This window comes from Gordonia sp. VNK1, from assembly GCF_040049135.1.
Taxonomy (GTDB): Bacteria; Actinomycetota; Actinomycetes; order Mycobacteriales; family Mycobacteriaceae; genus Gordonia; species Gordonia oleivorans.
Genome location: NZ_JBDZDJ010000003.1, coordinates 137,449 through 154,904, shown reverse-complemented (window position 1 = coordinate 154,904; position 17,456 = coordinate 137,449). Strand labels below are relative to the sequence as shown.

The following is a 17,456-nucleotide window of genomic DNA, read 5'->3' as shown; positions in this document are numbered from 1 at the left end:
TCGTCGATGATTCAGCGCCCCTTTGTCAAGTAGAAGTGGCGGACTACCAACAGGTTGTCGATGTTGCCGGCATCCTTGAAATCGCCGAGTCCCTTCGGCTTGAATCTGCACCACTCGGTCTCGGGGTCGTCGGGGCCCGTCAGGACGAACCGTGTTCCTCTGGTTGCGCCGGACGCGACAGCGCGCATCAAGGCGATACCTTCGGCCCGCTCCTGAGGGTCGTCACTCAGTGCCAGGTGGGCGATGTGGTCTTCGTCGAGCTTTGCATCACCGGAATCGACTACCTGGGTCAGCAGTCCGGTCACGCCATCGGCTTCGAGAAAAATGACCCAGCCGACTTCACCAGGCTTGTATTCGCGCCGGTGGATGAGCAGGCCGCCAGTTTCGCGGTAGAAGTCCAATGCCGAGAGGCTCGTCCCGACCTTCTCGGCAAAGAGGCACTTCTCTCCGAGTGCATCTGTCATTGCGCACCCGTCATTGCACACCCCGGGGAGTTGTCGTCATGAACGGCGTTACGTCGCAATGTCCCTCCGATGCCACATTGTCGTCGACTGCATCATTCTGTCTGGGTCAGCAAGCTACCTGCTGCCGGCGTTGCCCGCCCCTGATGTCATCGGGTCGGACGATAGGTCAGCGTCTTCCCGGGAATGCGACCGTTGCCGGCCGCTCGCCCAGCACCACACGCCACCGGGCGGACCGCAACGCCGACGATGTCAGTCCGTCGACACCCAGGGTGCGTGCCGGGGCGCCGTCGGCCTGCTCGAGCAGTGCGCGATAGGCGACGGTGCAGTCGATTTCGGAATCCAGGACCACCCGCGCAGCGCTGACCGGGTCGTTCACCGTGATCGGCAACGTATAGCCGGCCGCGGCCTCGGGTGCAGTGCCGCCGGCCGCCGTGATCGCCGCGGTGAGCCGATCCCGTTCGGTGCGGTGCTCGGCGATGAACTCCTCGAGCATCGGCCGCCGTGCGGACGATATGAACGCGGTGGCCACCCCATAGGTGAAGATGGCGGCGTTCTGGGTGTCGACGGCAGCCGACATCGCATCGACCGAACTCATCCGAGCTGCACCTCCACCAGGGTTGTCACCGACGCGCTGATCGAACCGGCCAGGCCCGAGGAGTACCCGCTCAGGTCGATCGCCGAACTCTCCGCCGCCCTGGCCGACGCCGCCAACGCCGATCGCAGCCCGTCGAGGGTGGTCGCCGACGGCGCCGCCGGACCGCTTGTCGCGCTGGGGCCGGCACCCGACGACGTCGGTGCACTCGATGCGGTGCCGGACGCCGGTGTATCGATCTGCCCGGCGATGTCTTGATCGAGACGGGTGATCTCCTCCCGCAGTGCTTGCGCATGCTGACCGCGTTGATCGGCGACGACGCCGAGTGCCGCGGAATAGTCGGTCAGCTGCGGGGCCAGTGCCCGTGCCGCCGCGGCGTCGGCCACCGCCGACCGGGCCAACGGCACCAGCGCCTGTGCGGTGACCTGACCCGGCGTTGGCCCTCGATCGCATCCCGTGGCGGTGGCCACCGCCGTCGCGCCGACACCGAGCATCACACTGCCGCGCAGGACGGTGCGACGGGACGGGCCGGTGCCGCCGTGGGGCGTATCGCCGTGGACGGGGTCGGCGGGTGGTGGACGCATCACCCGACACATGATGCCAGCCCGGTCGGAGTCCGCACCGGCCGTGCACGCGGTGGTCGGATCCGCTCGGCCCATCCACTACCATGGGCGGGCCGACCGACCGGACAACTGAAGACGAGGAGAATGCGGTGGCCATCGAGAAGCAACGGGTTCACGACCTCGTCGAACATCTGGTCGTCGAGAACGGCTTCGACCTCGAGGACGTGATCATCTCGTCCGCGGCCGGCACCGACGAGGTCCGCCTCGTCGTGGATCGTGACGGCGGCGCCGATCTCGACGTTCTGGGTGCGCTCACCCGCGACATCAACGAGGTCCTCGACGCCGGTCCCGACATCTCCGACACCCCCTACACGCTCGAGGTCACCTCACCCGGCATCGGGCGTCCGCTCACCCTGGCGCGGCACTGGCGACGGGCGCATGGCCGCAAGGTCGGCATCACGCTGCACGACGGCCGAAAGGTCGAGGGACGCATCGGGGCGAGCACCGACGGCGAGGTCACCGTCGTCACCAATACGCGGGGCCGGATCGGCGCCGAAACGATCCCGTTCACCGCGGTCGACCGGGCCGTGGTGGAGGTCGACTTCTCCCGCCCGAGCGTGGCCGAGCTGCAACGCTGCGGCCTCGACGACAGCGAGATCGAGCGACGCCGCGAACCCGGTCCGACGGAATTGTGAAGGACGGGTCCCGCGGCGGACACTGGACTCGACACAACTTCAGTGGCCACAACTGAATATCCGTACAAGTGAAACCGACAAATGAATAGGAGCACTCACGACATGAACATCGACATCAACGCCCTGCGGATGATCGAGGCCGACAAGGGCATCTCGATCGACACCGTCATCACCGCCATCGAGACGGCCCTGCTCACCGCCTACCGGCACACCGACGGTTTCGCCCCGCACGCGCGCATCGACGTGAACCGGAAATCCGGTGAGGTGCGGGTGATGGCCCAGGAACTCGACGAGCACGGCGACGTCGTCCACGAGTACGACGACACCCCCGAGGGATTCGGCCGCATCGCGGCGACCACCGCGCGCCAGGTGATCCTGCAGCGGCTGCGTGACGCCGAGAACGAGAAGAGCTTCGGCGATCTGGTCGCCCACGAGGGCGAGATCGTCGGCGGCGTCGTCCAGCAGGACGCCCGCGCCAACGCCCGCGGCATGGTCGTCGTGCAGATCGGCAGCGAGGCCAACGCCACCGAAGGCGTCATCCCGCCCGCCGAGCAGGTGCCGGGGGAGACCTACACCCATGGCGATCGCATCAAGTGCTACGTCGTCGGAGTCACCCGAGGACAGCGTGGACCGCAGATCACCTTGTCGCGCACGCACCCGAACCTGGTTCGCAAACTGTTCTCGCTGGAGGTCCCGGAGATCGAGGACGGCTCCGTGGAGATCGTCGCCGTCGCCCGTGAGGCGGGTCACCGGTCGAAGATCGCGGTGCACACCGGTGTCAGCGGCCTCAACGCCAAGGGGGCCTGCATCGGCCCGATGGGTCAGCGCGTGCGCAACGTGATGAGTGAACTCGCCGGCGAGAAAATCGACATCATCGACTTCGACACCGATCCGGCCACCTTCGTCGGGAATGCACTGTCGCCGGCGAAGGTTGTCTCCGTCGAGGTCGTCGACCTCGCGGGGAAAGCCGCACGAGTGGTGGTACCGGATTATCAACTGTCCCTCGCCATCGGCAAGGAAGGACAGAATGCGCGGCTGGCCGCACGGCTGACCGGGTGGCGAATCGACATCCGATCCGATGCCGACGGGTCGGCCGCGACCGGCTCCCGCACACCGAGTGGTGGCCGATTGTCCTCTTAGCGGCGACTCACGCTAGACTGAGCGATGGTTCAGCGAAAGCCGTCGACCACGTCCTCCGACGATGGCCGTCGGGATCGTCCCGTCCGAATGTGCATCGGATGTCGGCAACGCGCCGAGATCACCGCACTGGTTCGTCTGGTCGCCCGCGAGGGTGCCGACGGACCGACGGTCGTGGTCGATCTCGCGAAGACCATGCCGGGACGAGGTGCGTGGCTGCATCCGAGCGTGGACTGTGTGTCCGCGGCGGTGCGACGACGGGCATTCGCAGTGGCATTGAGGACGACGAATCTGGCCGCCAACCCAGATGACCTCGCCGAAGCGATCGGAGCCGGGGATCGGTTCCCGATCGCGGACGACAGCAGGCTCGACACCGAGCCGGAACAGGTAGCAGAAGACATGAGCACACCGTGAAGTCCCCACGATGAGCACGTATCGGACATAATCCGAGGCCGTAGCGGGCAGCCCGCTCGGCCTCCAAGTGAGGAGAGCAGTGGCAGGCAAGGCCCGCGTGCACGAACTGGCCAAGGAACTGGGCGTGACGAGCAAGCAAGTGCTCGAGCGACTCAAAGAACAAGGTGAGTTCGTCAAATCCGCGTCGTCGACCGTCGAGGCCCCCGTGGCCCGTCGACTTCGCGAATCATTCCCCAAGAAAGACGGCGGCTCCGCCGCACCCAAGCCCAGCGGTAACGGCGGCGCACCCAAGCCCGGTGCGCGTCCGCGTCCCGGCCCCAAGCCCGGCGGCAAGGCGTCGGCGCCCAAGCCCGGTCCCGCTCCGGCACCCGAGGTGAGCGCGCCGGCAGCCCCGGCCCGTCCCGCGGCCGCCACCCCGGCGGCCCCGGCCCCGCAGGCCCCGGCTCCCGCGCCGAGTGCTCCGGCAGCCAAGCCCGCAGCACCCAAGCCGGCTGCTGCGTCGGCACCCGCGCCCGCAGCGCCGTCGGCCCCGAGTCCCGGTCCGCGCCCCGGACCGAAGCCCGGTCCGCGTGCACCACGGGTCGGGAACAACCCGTACTCCTCGGCACCGGCCCCCGCGCCGCGTCCGCAGGGTCCGCGTCCCGGCCCCGGTCAGGGCGGTCCCCGTCCCGGCGGTGGACGTCCCGGCGCGCAGAATCGACCCGGTCAGGGTGGCGGACGTCCCGCTCCCGGCCAGGGCGGTCCCCGTCCCAGCCCCGGCAACATGCCGCCGCGCCCGAACCCGGGTGCGATGCCCAGCCGTGCCAGCCGACCCGACGCCCGGCCCGGTGGCCGCAGCGGCGGTCCCGGTAACCGCGGTGGTGGCGGCGGTGGCTACCGCGGCGGCGGTGGCGGTGCTCCCGGTGCCGGCGCACCCGCAGGTGGCGGCGGTTTCCGCGGCCGCCCCGGCGGTGGTGGACGTGGTCGCGGCGGTGCCGCGGGTGCGTTCGGACGTCCCGGCGGTGCGCCCCGCAAGGGCCGCAAGTCGAAGCGGGCGAAGCGCGCCGAGTACGAGAACATGCAGGCACCAGCGGTCGGTGGTGTCCGGCTGCCGCGTGGCAACGGTGAGACCATCCGTCTCGCCCGTGGCGCCTCGCTGTCGGACTTCGCAGACAAGATCGACGCCAACCCGGCATCGCTGGTCCAGGCGTTGTTCAACCTCGGCGAGATGGTCACGGCGACGGAGTCGGTCAACGACGAGACGCTGGAGCTGCTCGGCTCGGAGATGAACTACACCGTCCAGGTGGTCAGCCCCGAGGACGAGGACCGCGAACTCCTCGAGAGCTTCGACCTGTCCTACGGCGAGGACGAGGGCGACGAGGAAGACCTCGAGCAGCGTCCGCCGGTGGTCACCGTCATGGGCCACGTCGATCACGGTAAGACCCGACTGCTGGACACGATCCGTAATGCCAGCGTCCGCGAGGGCGAGGCCGGCGGCATCACCCAGCACATCGGTGCCTACCAGGTGAATACGCACCTCAACGGCGATGATCGGCTCATCACCTTCATCGACACCCCGGGTCACGAGGCGTTCACCGCCATGCGTGCCCGCGGTGCGAAGGCCACCGACATCGCGATCCTGGTGGTCGCCGCCGACGACGGCGTCATGCCGCAGACGGTGGAGGCCATCAACCACGCGCAGGCGGCCGACGTGCCGATCGTGGTGGCGGTCAACAAGATCGACAAGGAAGGTGCCGATCCGCAGAAGATCCGCGGTCAGCTCACCGAGTACGGTTTGATCCCCGAGGAGTACGGCGGCGACGCCATGTTCGTCGACATCTCGGCCAAGCAGGGCACCAACATCGACGAACTACTCGAAGCGGTGCTGCTGACCGCCGACGCGTCGCTCGACCTGCGGGCGAACCCGGACATGGACGCCCAGGGTGTGGCCATCGAGGCGCACCTCGACCGTGGTCGTGGACCCGTGGCGACCGTGCTCATCCAGCGCGGCACGCTCAGGGTCGGCGATTCGATCGTCGCCGGCGACGCCTACGGACGTGTGCGCCGCATGGTCGACGAACACGGTGACGACATCGAGGCGGCCCTGCCGTCGCGTCCGGTTCAGGTGATCGGTTTCACCTCGGTGCCCGGGGCGGGCGACAACCTGCTCGTCGTCGAGGAGGACCGCATCGCCCGGCAGATCGCCGACCGCCGCAATGCGCGCAAGCGCAACGCGCTGGCCGCACGCAGCCGCAAGCGGATCAGCCTCGAGGACCTGGATTCGGCGCTGAAGGAAACCAGCCAGCTGAACCTGATCCTCAAGGGCGACAACTCCGGTACCGTCGAGGCCCTCGAAGAGGCGCTGCTCGGTATCGACATGGGCGACGAGGTGTCGTTGCGCGTCATCGACCGCGGTGTCGGTGGCGTCACCGAGACCAACGTCAACCTGGCGGCCGCCTCGGATGCGATCATCATCGGGTTCAACGTCCGCGCGGAGGGCAAGGCCACCGAGCTGGCCAACCGCGAGGGCGTCGATATCCGGTACTACTCGGTGATCTACCAGGCCATCGACGAGATCGAAAGCGCGCTCAAGGGCATGCTCAAGCCGATCTATGAAGAGGTGGAACTCGGCCGCGCCGAGATCCGCGCCATCTTCAAGTCGTCGAAGGTCGGCAACATCGCCGGTTGCCTGGTGCAGTCGGGCATCGTCCGCCGCAACGCCAAGGCACGTCTGCTCCGCGACAACGTCGTGGTGGCCGAGAATCTCACCATCGCCTCGCTGCGACGGGAGAAGGACGATGTCACCGAGGTTCGCGAAGGCTACGAATGTGGTCTCACGCTGACCTATAGCGACATCAAGGTCGACGACGTCATCGAGAGTTACGAATTGCAGGAGAAGGCGCGCGACTGACGCGCAGCGCAACAATCGAGGCTCCCCTCCCGCGGGCGGTGTCCGGGTTCGCCCGGACCGCCCGCCGGGAGGGGAGTATCTTCTGACCTCTGGGAGGACACCGATGGCCGATCCGGCACGAGCACAACGTCTCGCCAAGCGGATCTCGTCGATCGTCGCGTCGGCGATCGCCAACGAGATCAAGGACCCGCGTCTGGCGCATGTCACGATCACCGACGCGCGGGTCACTAATGACCTGCACGACGCCACGGTGTTCTACACCGTGATGGGATCCACCCTGGACGAGGAACCCGACCTCGTCGCCGCCGCGGCCGGCCTGGCCAAGGCGACCGGCATCCTCCGATCGAAGGTGGGCGCGGGCACCGGGGTGCGGTTCACCCCGACGTTGACCTTCGTCCTCGACACCGTTCCCGATGCCGCGCGGCAGATGGAGGAACTGGTGGCGCGGGCCCGGGCCAACGACGAGCTCGTCGCACGTCGTGCCGCGGGCGCCGAACCGGCCGGCGACGCCGACCCGTACCGCAGCAAGGACGCCGACGAATCCGATGCCGTGACCGGCGAAGTCGAGCAGTAGTGGTCGACGCCTCGAGTGCGGCCGTCGCCGACACGCTTCGCCGTACCGCCGAGAGTGGCGGTGCGGCGACGATCCTGTGTCACGTCCGCCCCGACGCCGACACCATCGGCAGTGGTCTCGCCCTCGGACTGGCACTGGACCGTCTCGGCGTGGATGTCGAGATCGCCTTTCCGGGTCCGGAGACCCTGCCCGCGGCCCTCGGTGCACTTCCCGGCGCGAAATTGCTCGTCGACGCCCCCGGCGTCCGGGGAAGTGATCTCGTGATCTCGGTGGACGCGGCCAGCGTCGAGCGGCTGGGCGTCCTGGGGCCTCTCTTCGATGCGGCCGCCACCTCCCTCGTCATCGACCACCATGCCTCCAACAAGGGTTTCGGCGATCTGAACTTCATTGATCCGCAAGCAGATTGCACCGCGGTGCTGGTGCTGCGGATACTCGACGATCTCGGTGTCGACCTCGACAGTGACATCGCGACGTGCCTGTATGCCGGTCTGACCACCGACACGGGGTCCTTCCGGTGGGCGCGCCCGAACTCATACCGCATCGCGGCCCGACTGATCGACGCCGGCGTCGACTCCCGCACCTGGAGTCGGCGGCTGTTCGACACGCATCCCTTCGCCTGGCTGGGGATGGTCGCCGGTGTTCTGGCGTCGGCTCAGTTGGACGCTGCGGCGTGTGACGGCGAGGGACTGGTGTACGCCGTGGTCGACCGTGCGGCGTTGAGCGGGATGAGCTGGGAAGAGTCCGAAAGCGTCATCGACATCGTGCGCACCACCGCCGAGGCCGAGGTTGCGGCCGTGTTCAAGGAAGTCGACGCCGACAGCTGGACAGTGTCGCTGCGGTCGAAGAATACCGTCGATCTCGTCCCGGTCGCGCGAGCGCACGGCGGCGGCGGCCATCGAAACGCCTCCGGCTACAGCGACACCGGTTCGGCCGACGAGGTGATCGCCCGGCTGCGGGAGTCACTCTGAGCGGATCACCGACGACGACCGGCCCCGACATCGATGCCGGGATGCGACGCGTCGGGACCCTCACCATCTCGGCGCTTGCGGTGCTCATCGCCCCGCCGCTGTACCTACTGCTCGACCTGGCCGTGGTCGGCCGGCTCGGCGGTGACGAACTCGCCGCGCTCGCCGTCGCCACCCTGGTTCTGTCGATCATCAGCACCCAGCTGACGTTCCTCTCGTACGGAACGACGGCACGCTCGGCTCGACGGTTCGGCTCCGGTGATCGTGCCGGCGCCATTTCCGAAGGCGTACAGGCGAGTTGGATCGCGCTCGGCGCAGGTCTGCTGATCGTCGCCGTCACCTGGCCGATCGCGCCGTATGTGATGCGGGCATTGGTGGGTGATGCGTCCTCATCGTCGGCGACGGTGGCCACCGACGCCACCGAATGGCTGCGTGTGGCGGTGTTCGGCGTCCCGCTGATCCTGCTGTCGATGGCCGGCAACGGCTGGATGCGTGGCGTGCAGGAGACCCGTCGTCCGGTGATCTATGTGCTTGTCGGACTGTCACTTTCGGCGGTTCTCGTGGTCGGGCTGGTGCATGGACTGTGGGGGTTCCCGCGTCTGGGCATCGTCGGTAGCGCGATCGCCAATGTCATCGGGCAGTCCATCACCGGTGTCCTGTTCGCGACGCGGGTGATCCGCGAACACACCCGCGATTCGGGGGTGAGCTGGGCGGCATTCCGGCCCGATCGCGCCATGATCGGGGCACAACTGGTCATGGCCCGCGACCTCATCGTGCGCAGTCTCTCGTTCCAGATCTGCTTCGTCTCCGCGGCCGCCGTCGCCGCCCGATTCGGCGTCGCGCAGGTCGCGGCGCATCAACTGGTCCTGCAACTGTGGGAGTTCATGTCGTTGTTCCTGGACTCGGTGGCGATCGCCGCGCAGGCGCTGGTCGGTGCCGCGCTCGGCGCCGGTTCGGTGTCCGTGGCCGTTTCGGTGGCCCGACGGGTGACGATCATGTCGGTGGCGGCGGCGGTGTTCATGGCCGGGGTGTTCGCCGCCGGCTCGTCGGTCCTGCCTCGGGTGTTCACCTCCGACGACGCGGTGCTCGACGCGATCGGTGTGCCGTGGTGGTTCTTCGTCGCGATGTTGCCGATCGCGGGTGTGGTGTTCGCCTTCGACGGCGTGCTTCTCGGTGCGGGCGACGCGGCGTTCCTGCGCACTGCCACCCTGATCGCCGCGTTGTGCGGGTTCCTGCCGTTGATCTGGCTGTCGCTGATCTTCGATTGGGGGCTGGCCGGGGTGTGGACCGGCCTCGTCGTGTTCATGATCCTGCGGCTGGCCGCTGTCGGGTGGCGGATCGCGTCGGGGCGCTGGCGGCGGGTGGGAGTCGGCTGACGCGCGGTGGTCACTGCTGCGGCGGCCATCCGGGTGGTTGCTGTGGTGGCCAGGGCTGTGGATTCGGTGGGTGGCCGGGCCGGCCCGGTCCATGACCGTACGGTGCAACGACCCCGCGGGGGCCTTGCGGCGGTCGGGGACGGTCACGGCGCAGGAGCAGGCCGAGGCCGTCGCACGCCCACACGAGCAAGATGCCGAGGACCGTCAGCCCGAATGCTATGCCGAGGAACGCGGCCCAGTTCGCCATCGTCGCGTACACCGCGACGTCCCAGGGGATCCAGAGATCGGGCGGCTGGAAGGTGAGCGGCCAACCGCCGAGCCACACCACGCCGACGGCCGGTAGCACGCCGATCAGGGCGGCGGGCGTCCGGCGTCGTGCGAGACTCCATCCGGTGATGGAGCCGATCAGCAGCGTGATTCCGATGCGCCGGGTGCCGAAATTGCCGGGATCGGCCCACTCGTCGGTCGACAGCGGGTCGACGTAGTACGCGATCGTGATTCCCAGGCACAGTCCGAGACAGATCATGGCGACGATGACGCTCAGGATCCGCTGAGTCGACGTTCTTCCCCACACGGCGAGAACACCGATGTACAGCAGGACGAGCAGTCCCCAGACCGCGAACTCGGCGGATCTGCCGAGCCCGCCGACATGGGTGATCACCGGCACGAAGTAGAGGCCGGCGAAGGAAACACCGAAGAGAACCACCGCGATGGCGGCACTGATGAGCGTCTGCACCCACCACGGGCCGCGATCGCCGAGGGGCACTCGGGGAGTTGGTGGTGCAATCGGGTTCTGAAACGGAGGTGGGGGCGGTGTCGTCACCAGAGGAACTCGTCTCAATACCGGGGCGGCCGCTGCTGGTGCGGCGACCAACCCGAATCGTGCGGTGGCGGTGGCGTCGATGGACCGGGCCACGATGTTCCCTGGCCGGGAGTCCCGGGCGTACCGAACGGCGACGTTCCGAACACCGGGGATGTCGGAGGGGGAGCGGGTCGAGTGCGTTGCAGGAGTAGGCCGAGGCCGTCACATGCCCAGACGAGCAGGATGCCGAGGACCGCGAAGCCGACAAACGCCCCGCAGAGGTTGGACCACCACGCGATGGGCAGGTACAGGTCGTCGACATAGTCGAACGCGGGAAGGTGAAACTCGATGATCCAGGTTCCCAACGCGATCATGCCGACGGCGGGGATGATGCCGAGGAGGGAATACAGTGTCCGGCGGCGGGCGATGCTCCACCCGAGGATCGACGCGAGAAAGATCATCGCGTCGGTGATGATGAGGAGGGTGGTGCTCGAAACGGATTCGACTACACCCCAATCGAAGTCATATGACGCGTACACCATGTGTGAGGCCGTGAGGAGTACGGCTGCAGCGGTGGCTGCGAGAACACGTCGCAGGAGCGTGCGCCCCCAGATCGCCACTATCGCGACAATGAGAAAGTACGGAATGATCCAGGACACGTACTCGACCCAGATGCCGGCGTCGGTGGCTGCCGTCTTGCTCGCGGCGAACAGGACCGGCACCGAGACCGCGTAGATCACCACCGGCACAACGGCACTGATCAGCGTCTGCAGCCACCACGGGCCGCGGTCGGAGAAGGAACGCCGCGGCGTCGGCGTCGGGAGTGGCGGAGTCCCAAAGGGATACGGAGCTGCCATCGTCACATCACCTCTCCGGCATCGTTCGTGGGGGACTCGATCCGCAGTAGTTCTCAAGCCACAGGGTTCAGGACTGCGGTGGCCACGACTGCTGCGGCGGTGGCCACCCTTGCCCCTGCGCGGGCGGCGTCGGACCGGCTTGGCCCGGCCACTGCGTGCCGTAGCCCTGGGCGCCGTAACCCCCGACGCCACCAAACGGCGACGCCGGTGGCGCGGAGCTGTTGCGTTGCGAGGCCAGCCCGAAGCCGTCGCATCCCCACAAGATCAGGATGCCGACGATCCAGAAGGCGAAGTCGATGGCGTTACCCGCCAGCGGACGCCAGAAGTCGTTGTCGATGTACGGCAGTTCCCAGTTGACCCACACGGCCACGGCGATCAGGATCGCCACCGGCAGGAGACCGATCCAGGTGAAGCCGGTCCGCCGACGGGCGACGGTCCACCCGAGAATCACACCGGAGTACAGGACAGCGGTCCCGGTCCACCAGAATGCCTTGAACTGCCAGTCCGCCCAGTCGAGGAAATCGTCCTCAATAATCACCCAGAACACCTGCAGGATTCGCTGGACACCGATCAACACCAGCGCGACGAGTGCTCCGGCGATCCGCCGGGTTGTCGTCCGTCCCCACAGTGCCAGGACCCCGACAAAGATCACGCCGAGCACGGACCAGGCCGCCACGTTCGGCCACTGGTCGACATCCACCTGGATCAGTACGTACTGCAGTGCCACCGACAGCACGAAGAACACCACGCCGATACCCGCGCTGATCAGCGCCTGCACCCACCACGGCCCACGGTCGCCGAGGGCCGGGCTGCGGGCGGGTACCGGTGCAACAGGGGGATAGCCAGGGGAGTACACCGCGTGATCATGTCACGTGGTGGTGCTCACCGCCGGGACAGCGCTGCGCGGTGTCATCCGGGCGCATGGCACGATGGATCCTCGTGGCAACTCTCTGGGCGATCAGCGATCTGCACGTTGCGCATCGCGGCAACGAGCACATCGTCGACCAGATCCGTCCGACCTCCGATCAGGACTGGCTGATCGTCGCCGGCGACGTCGCCGAACGCACCGACGACATCGTCGACACCCTGCGTCGGTTGCGCGCCCGATTCCACACCGTCGTCTGGGTACCCGGCAATCACGAGCTCTACACCACCGCCAAGGATCCGCTGCAGATCTTCGGTGCCGCCCGCTACGACTATCTCGTGCAGGCTTGCCGTGACCTGGGTGTCGTCACGCCCGAGGACATCTATCCACTGTTCGATGCCGGTGACGGATCCGCGCCGGTGCGGGTGGTGCCGATGTTCCTGCTCTACGACTACACCTTCCGGCCCGAGGGAACCTCGACGGCACTGGCGGCCCTGGCGTTGGCGCGGGAGCGCAATGTGGTGGCCACCGACGAATTCCTGTTGTCGCCGGAGCCGTATCCGACCCGCGATGCGTGGGGACGGGCTCGGGTGGCGGCGACCCGGGCCCGGCTCGAGGCGCTCGACCCGGCCGAGCAGACCATCCTGATCAATCATTGGCCGCTGCGTCGTGAACCGACCGACGCACTGATGTATCCGGAGTTCGCCTTGTGGTGCGGCAGCACCGAGACCGCGGACTGGCACACCCGCTTCAACGCGGCCTGCTGCGTCTACGGCCATCTGCACATCCCGCGCACCACGTTCTACGACTTCGTGCGGTTCGAAGAGGTGTCGGTGGGTTATCCGCGGGAATGGAAGCGGCGCGGTCTGCCCGAACCGCTGCTGCGGCAGATCACCCCCGACCCGGGACTCTGCGAGGAGGATCTGCCCCCGCACGGCGCACGCTTCGAACTGCCGCCCGATTATGAGCGGCGCGCCGAGGAATTCCAGCGGCGAGTTGCCGAGCGCCGGGAACGCCAGGCCGCCCGGCGCGCGCAGAACTCCACGACCCCGACACCCTCACCGGAAGGACCCGAGACGTGATCGAACGCCTGCTGCCCTCGGGTGTGGCCTCGGCCGAATCCTTCGGTGACCCACCGGGTCTCACGCCACTGCCGGGGGAGGAGTCGCTGATCTCACGCGCCGTGGAGAAACGTCGCCGCGAGTTCACGACCGCGCGGCACTGTGCCCGCGAAGCGCTCGGCCAACTCGGCATCGAGCCCGTCGCGATCATGCGGGGCGAACGCGGAATGCCGTTGTGGCCCAAGAACGTTGTCGGCAGTCTCACCCATTGCGACGGATACCGGGCAGCGATCGTCGGCTACGGCATGGCGGTGCGATCCCTCGGCATCGACGCCGAGCCCCACGACGCGCTACCCGACGGCGTGCTCGACCACACCAGCCTGCCGGAGGAGCGTGAGGTCCTCGCCGGGCGTCCGGACACCCTGCACTGGGATCGACTGTTGTTCTGCGCCAAGGAGGCCACCTACAAGGCGTGGTTCCCGCTCACCGAGCGGTGGCTCGGATTCGAGGACGCGCACATCACCTTCACCCAGGACGACCACGCCACCGCTGCTCCGACCGGAACGTTCCGCTCCCGCATCCTGATCGACGGGCGCACCGTCGACGGAGGCGCTCCGCTCGACGAACTGCACGGACGCTGGACGGTCGAGGGCGGCCTGATCCTCACCACGATCGTGAACGTCTGACATGGCCGACGCATCGATCGAGAACGCCGGTCTGCTCATCGTCGACAAGACCCCCGGAATCACCAGCCACGACGTCGTCGCCCGGTGCCGCAAGATCTTCAACACCCGCCGGGTGGGTCACGCCGGCACCCTCGACCCGATGGCGACCGGTGTGCTCGTGGTCGGAATCGAGAGGGCGACAAAGCTTCTCGGGCTGTTGTCGCTGACCACCAAGAGTTACACGGCCACCATCCGGCTGGGCGCGGCCACCGACACCGATGACCGCGAGGGCCAGATCATCTCCCGCGGCCCGGTCGAGGCGATCACCGACGAGGCGATCGATGTCGCCGTCGCCGAACTCACCGGCGACATCCAACAGGTGCCCGCCAAGGTCAGTGCCATCAAGGTCGACGGCCGTCGTGCGCACGCACTGGTGCGCACCGGAGCCGACTTCGACCTCGAGGCGCGTCCGGTGACGGTGTCGCGCTTCGAGATTCGTGACCGGCGCCGCGTCGACGTCGCGGCCGATGACGCCGATCCCGGAGGCACGTTCCTGGACCTCGACGTCGAGGTCGACTGTTCGGCCGGCACCTACATCCGTTCGCTGGCACGCGATCTCGGGGCGGCGCTGGGCGCGGGCGGGCATCTCACCGCCCTGCGGCGCACCGCGGTGGGACCGTTCACGCTCGAACACTCCCGCACGCTCGACGATCTCGCCGAGAACCCACGACTGTCGCTGACGATCGACGAGGCCGCCCTGCTGTCGTTCCCGCGGCGCGACATCGACGACGACGAGGCCGAATCCATCTCGCAGGGGCGGTGGCTGCGGCCGATCGGCCTGACCGGAATCCACGTCGCCGTCGACCCATCCGGACAGGCGATCGCGCTCATCGAGGAGAAGGGCCGCCGGGCCAGTTCGGTGATGGTGGTGCGGCCGGCCACGCTGCGCTGACACCGCACACGCCAGTTCACATGTGAGATGCGCCGACTCCTCGGCATTCATGACCGACGTCACGTCGCCGTGCGCTGTCGGCTATTCTGATCACGTGCGTATCCAGATCGGGGGCAGAAGATGACGAGGTCGATGGGTCGGCACCGGCGACACGGTGACGCAATCAGCGATGATGCAGGTCGGGACGCGGACCGTGACGGCTCCGAGGTGGCCGTTGCCCGGCCGGGCGCCGTCGAACCCGGCCGTCCGGCGACCGGCCGGTACCTGCCGGACTGGCAGAACACCGTTCCGCGGTTGACCTCGGAACAGACCCGCATCTCCATCGCCACCCCACGGCGTGCCACCAGCGCGGAGCTCGCCGGGCAGCGGATTCAGGAGGCCCTCGACGGCTGGGCGGCCGCCGGTGCGGCCGCCAACGTCGCGATGCAACTGGGATGGCCGGAAGTGGGCTACGGCGTGATGGAATCCCGCGTCGAATCCGGGGCGCTGATGGTGCATCCGTGGAAGCGCCTACGCACCACCGCCCAGTACCTCGCCGTGGCCATTCTCGGCACCGAGGAGGAGCGCGCCGCCTACCGCGAGGCGGTGAACTCGGCCCATCGTCACGTGCGCAGCACCGAATCCTCGCCGGTGAAGTACAACGCCTTCGACCGGGAACTGCAGATGTGGGTTGCGGCGTGTCTGTTCATCGGTTTCGAGGACACCCACCAGCTGCTGTTCGGAAAGATGACCCCCGAGCAGGCCGAGGAGTTCTACCAGAGTGCCCGCCCGCTCGGCACCACGCTGCAGGTGCCCGACGACATGTGGCCGGCCACGCGCGCCGATTTCGAACACTTCTGGAACGTGGCGTGTGAGCGGATCGCCTACGACGAGACGCAGCGAGAATTCCTCAACCGGTTGATCGACCTGAAGATGGTCACCCCCCTGATGCGGTACCCCCTGCGGGGTCTCTTGCGATTCCTGACGATCGGCTCACTCGCGCCGGTGTTCCGCGAGCGGATGGGGCTGCAGTGGCGACCCATCGATCAGCGGCGCTTCGACAATCTCTTCCTGTTCGTCGGCTTCACCAATCGTTTTCTGCCGCAACCACTTCGATTCTGGGCATTCCACCTGGGGATGGGTGACCTGCGACATCGGATCCGCACCGGAAAGGATCTGGTGTGACATGAAGACCATCAACCGCATCCTCGACCACCAGATGAAGGTCTCGGAGATCCTCGGAACCCTCATCCTCATTGGCATCCCCTACGGAATCATCGGCGTTGTGTGGACCTTGACCCACACCGCGCATCTTGCCGACATCGACAACCCGGTCGACAAGGTCGTCTCCTTCCTCGGAGCGATCGTGTGCTGGCCCGTGCTGACGTTCGCCAACGTCACAATGACCTGAGACCGACCGGAGACACGCTGATGATGACACTCGTACGGCTCATCGACCTGTTCGTCGAGTTCGTGAAAATCCTGCTCGGACAGGGCTCCGGGGGGCCGATCGTCCGCGTTCTGGCGTGGCTGGTGGTGATCGCGGTCGGCGCGGTGGCCGTTGCGCTCGTGGCCTGGTTCGTCGTGTCGATCCCGGCCATCGTCGACACGATCAACGGTTCCTGATCGAGTGGCGGCTGTCGCTTGTGGGGTCGAGTCGCCGTCCCGCTGGTCGAGTGGCGTCGAGCCTTCCTGTCATTCGAGCCGCACCTCCCCGCTGGTCGAGTAGCGTCGTCCGAGCGAAGCGAGGCCGCCGCGTATCGAGGCCACGCCAACCGAGCGCCGGAACCCGCCCACAGCCATCGCCGCCACTGACCCTCGCATTCGAATTGGGCTGTCCGACGAGGTGATCCGGGGTCAGGGCGTCGGCACGAGGAAGATCGCGCGGGCCGCGATGTCCCCGATGTCCAGGGCGTCGCCGTCGTCGATGGAAATCGAGATCGTGCCGGCGAACGGTCGTTTGCCGGTCACCGTCACCCGGCAGTCGAGCGCCACGCCGACCTCGTCGAAGTAGCGCAGCATCTCCGGGTCGTCGTCGGAGATCCGTGCGACGGTTCCCGATGCGCCGACGTCGAGATCGGCGAGCGAATCGGCATCGGGGGTCGGGACCGAACCGTCGACGGCCGGGATCGGATCACCGTGCGGGTCGCGGTTGGGATGACCGAGCTTGGCGTCGAGTCGCGCCATCAGCCGGTCGGACACCGCATGCTCGAGGACCTCGGCCTCGTCGTGCACCTCGTCCCAGCCGTAGCCGAGCTCGCGGACCAGGAAGGTCTCCAGCAGGCGATGTCGTCGGACCATGAGAACGGCTGCGGTGCGACCGGATTCGGTGAGCGTCACCGCGCCGTAGCGTTCGTGGGACACCAGGCCCTGATCGGCGAGTTTGCGGATCGATTCCGACGCGGTGGACGCCGACACGCCCATCTTGTCGGCGAGCAGCTTCGTGGTGACCTTGACCTCCGCCCATTCCTGGGAAGTCCAGATCACCTTCAGATAGTCCTGGGTCACCGTCGACAGCTCCGTCACCGCCTGTTCGGCTCCGGTGCCTCGGCGCGGCGTGGACGCTCCTTTGGTGGGCATATCGGCAAGCTTAGGTCGCCGTCGC

General features: G+C 67.6%; 20 protein-coding genes. 13 read left to right on the top strand and 7 right to left on the bottom strand.

Translation table 11 applies throughout. From position 1 onward, the window contains the following. Positions 1 to 11: 11 nt before the first annotated feature. The 3 genes from ABLE94_RS04625 to ABLE94_RS04615 form a co-directional block, all read right to left on the bottom strand. On the bottom strand, positions 12 to 464 hold the full coding sequence (locus ABLE94_RS04625) for a hypothetical protein (protein WP_348808144.1): 453 nt from the start codon (positions 462 to 464) through the stop codon (positions 12 to 14). Positions 465 to 630: 166 nt separating this feature from the next. Continuing rightward, positions 631 to 1,059, bottom strand: coding sequence for a ferritin-like domain-containing protein (locus ABLE94_RS04620; RefSeq protein ID WP_348808143.1), 429 nt, complete (start codon positions 1,057 to 1,059; stop codon positions 631 to 633). Continuing rightward, positions 1,056 to 1,640: a hypothetical protein gene (locus ABLE94_RS04615; protein WP_348808263.1), complete on the bottom strand. Its 585-nt coding sequence runs from the start codon at positions 1,638 to 1,640 to the stop codon at positions 1,056 to 1,058. Before ABLE94_RS04615 ends, ABLE94_RS04620 begins: the two co-directional genes overlap by 4 nt. Positions 1,641 to 1,768: 128 nt before the next feature. On the opposite strand from ABLE94_RS04615, the gene rimP reads away from it, so the two are divergent. From rimP to ABLE94_RS04580, 7 genes are all read left to right on the top strand, one after another. Then, positions 1,769 to 2,314: a ribosome maturation factor RimP gene (rimP, locus tag ABLE94_RS04610; RefSeq protein ID WP_348808142.1), complete on the top strand. Its 546-nt coding sequence runs from the start codon at positions 1,769 to 1,771 to the stop codon at positions 2,312 to 2,314. A 102-nt stretch (positions 2,315 to 2,416) separates the two neighbouring features. Next, the gene (nusA, locus tag ABLE94_RS04605; protein ID WP_348808141.1) at positions 2,417 to 3,454 is read left to right on the top strand and encodes a transcription termination factor NusA; all 1,038 of its coding nucleotides are present in this window, start codon (positions 2,417 to 2,419) and stop codon (positions 3,452 to 3,454) included. A gap of 24 nt (positions 3,455 to 3,478) precedes the next feature. Further along, entirely contained in the window at positions 3,479 to 3,865 is a 387-nt protein-coding gene (locus tag ABLE94_RS04600; RefSeq protein ID WP_348808140.1) for a YlxR family protein, read from the top strand. A gap of 79 nt (positions 3,866 to 3,944) precedes the next feature. Beyond that, complete coding sequence (gene infB, locus ABLE94_RS04595) at positions 3,945 to 6,755, top strand: translation initiation factor IF-2 (RefSeq protein ID WP_348808139.1); 2,811 nt, start codon at positions 3,945 to 3,947, stop codon at positions 6,753 to 6,755. A gap of 103 nt (positions 6,756 to 6,858) precedes the next feature. Further along, entirely contained in the window at positions 6,859 to 7,329 is a 471-nt protein-coding gene (rbfA, locus tag ABLE94_RS04590; protein ID WP_348808138.1) for a 30S ribosome-binding factor RbfA, read from the top strand. Then, a complete protein-coding gene (locus tag ABLE94_RS04585; RefSeq protein ID WP_348808137.1) occupies positions 7,329 to 8,297 on the top strand; it encodes a DHH family phosphoesterase in 969 nt (322 codons plus the stop codon). Before rbfA ends, ABLE94_RS04585 begins: the two co-directional genes overlap by 1 nt. A 41-nt stretch (positions 8,298 to 8,338) precedes the next feature. Further along, positions 8,339 to 9,670, top strand: a complete 1,332-nt coding sequence (locus ABLE94_RS04580) for an MATE family efflux transporter (protein ID WP_348808136.1) — start codon at positions 8,339 to 8,341, stop codon at positions 9,668 to 9,670. A 10-nt stretch (positions 9,671 to 9,680) separates the two neighbouring features. On the opposite strand, the gene ABLE94_RS04575 is transcribed toward ABLE94_RS04580, so the two are convergent. From ABLE94_RS04575 to ABLE94_RS04565, 3 genes are all read right to left on the bottom strand, one after another. Further along, positions 9,681 to 10,436, bottom strand: coding sequence for a hypothetical protein (locus tag ABLE94_RS04575; protein ID WP_348803478.1), 756 nt, complete (start codon positions 10,434 to 10,436; stop codon positions 9,681 to 9,683). Between the two features lie 71 nt (positions 10,437 to 10,507). Beyond that, positions 10,508 to 11,329 carry a hypothetical protein gene (locus ABLE94_RS04570; RefSeq protein ID WP_348803479.1) on the bottom strand — a complete coding sequence of 274 codons (822 nt, stop codon included), beginning with the start codon at positions 11,327 to 11,329 and terminating at the stop codon, positions 10,508 to 10,510. 67 nt (positions 11,330 to 11,396) lie between these two features. After that, positions 11,397 to 12,185 (bottom strand): hypothetical protein, encoded by a 789-nt coding sequence (locus tag ABLE94_RS04565; RefSeq protein ID WP_348803480.1) that lies wholly within the window; start codon positions 12,183 to 12,185, stop codon positions 11,397 to 11,399. Between the two features lie 83 nt (positions 12,186 to 12,268). Between ABLE94_RS04565 and ABLE94_RS04560 the strand changes: the two genes are divergently transcribed. From ABLE94_RS04560 to ABLE94_RS04535, 6 genes are all read left to right on the top strand, one after another. Continuing rightward, the gene (locus tag ABLE94_RS04560; RefSeq protein ID WP_348803481.1) at positions 12,269 to 13,276 is read left to right on the top strand and encodes a metallophosphoesterase; all 1,008 of its coding nucleotides are present in this window, start codon (positions 12,269 to 12,271) and stop codon (positions 13,274 to 13,276) included. Continuing rightward, complete coding sequence (locus tag ABLE94_RS04555) at positions 13,273 to 13,941, top strand: 4'-phosphopantetheinyl transferase family protein (RefSeq protein WP_348808135.1); 669 nt, start codon at positions 13,273 to 13,275, stop codon at positions 13,939 to 13,941. Before ABLE94_RS04560 ends, ABLE94_RS04555 begins: the two co-directional genes overlap by 4 nt. A 1-nt stretch (position 13,942) precedes the next feature. Beyond that, positions 13,943 to 14,872, top strand: coding sequence for a tRNA pseudouridine(55) synthase TruB (gene truB, locus ABLE94_RS04550; RefSeq protein WP_348808134.1), 930 nt, complete (start codon positions 13,943 to 13,945; stop codon positions 14,870 to 14,872). 207 nt (positions 14,873 to 15,079) lie between these two features. After that, positions 15,080 to 16,036: an oxygenase MpaB family protein gene (locus ABLE94_RS04545; RefSeq protein WP_425476143.1), complete on the top strand. Its 957-nt coding sequence runs from the start codon at positions 15,080 to 15,082 to the stop codon at positions 16,034 to 16,036. 1 nt (position 16,037) lies between these two features. Then, positions 16,038 to 16,262 (top strand): hypothetical protein, encoded by a 225-nt coding sequence (locus ABLE94_RS04540; RefSeq protein WP_348808133.1) that lies wholly within the window; start codon positions 16,038 to 16,040, stop codon positions 16,260 to 16,262. Between the two features lie 20 nt (positions 16,263 to 16,282). Beyond that, positions 16,283 to 16,477 carry a hypothetical protein gene (locus ABLE94_RS04535; protein WP_348808132.1) on the top strand — a complete coding sequence of 65 codons (195 nt, stop codon included), beginning with the start codon at positions 16,283 to 16,285 and terminating at the stop codon, positions 16,475 to 16,477. A gap of 231 nt (positions 16,478 to 16,708) precedes the next feature. Here the strand turns inward: ABLE94_RS04535 and ABLE94_RS04530 are convergent, their stop codons facing one another. Continuing rightward, a complete protein-coding gene (locus tag ABLE94_RS04530; RefSeq protein ID WP_348808131.1) occupies positions 16,709 to 17,431 on the bottom strand; it encodes a metal-dependent transcriptional regulator in 723 nt (240 codons plus the stop codon). Positions 17,432 to 17,456: the final 25 nt, after the last annotated feature.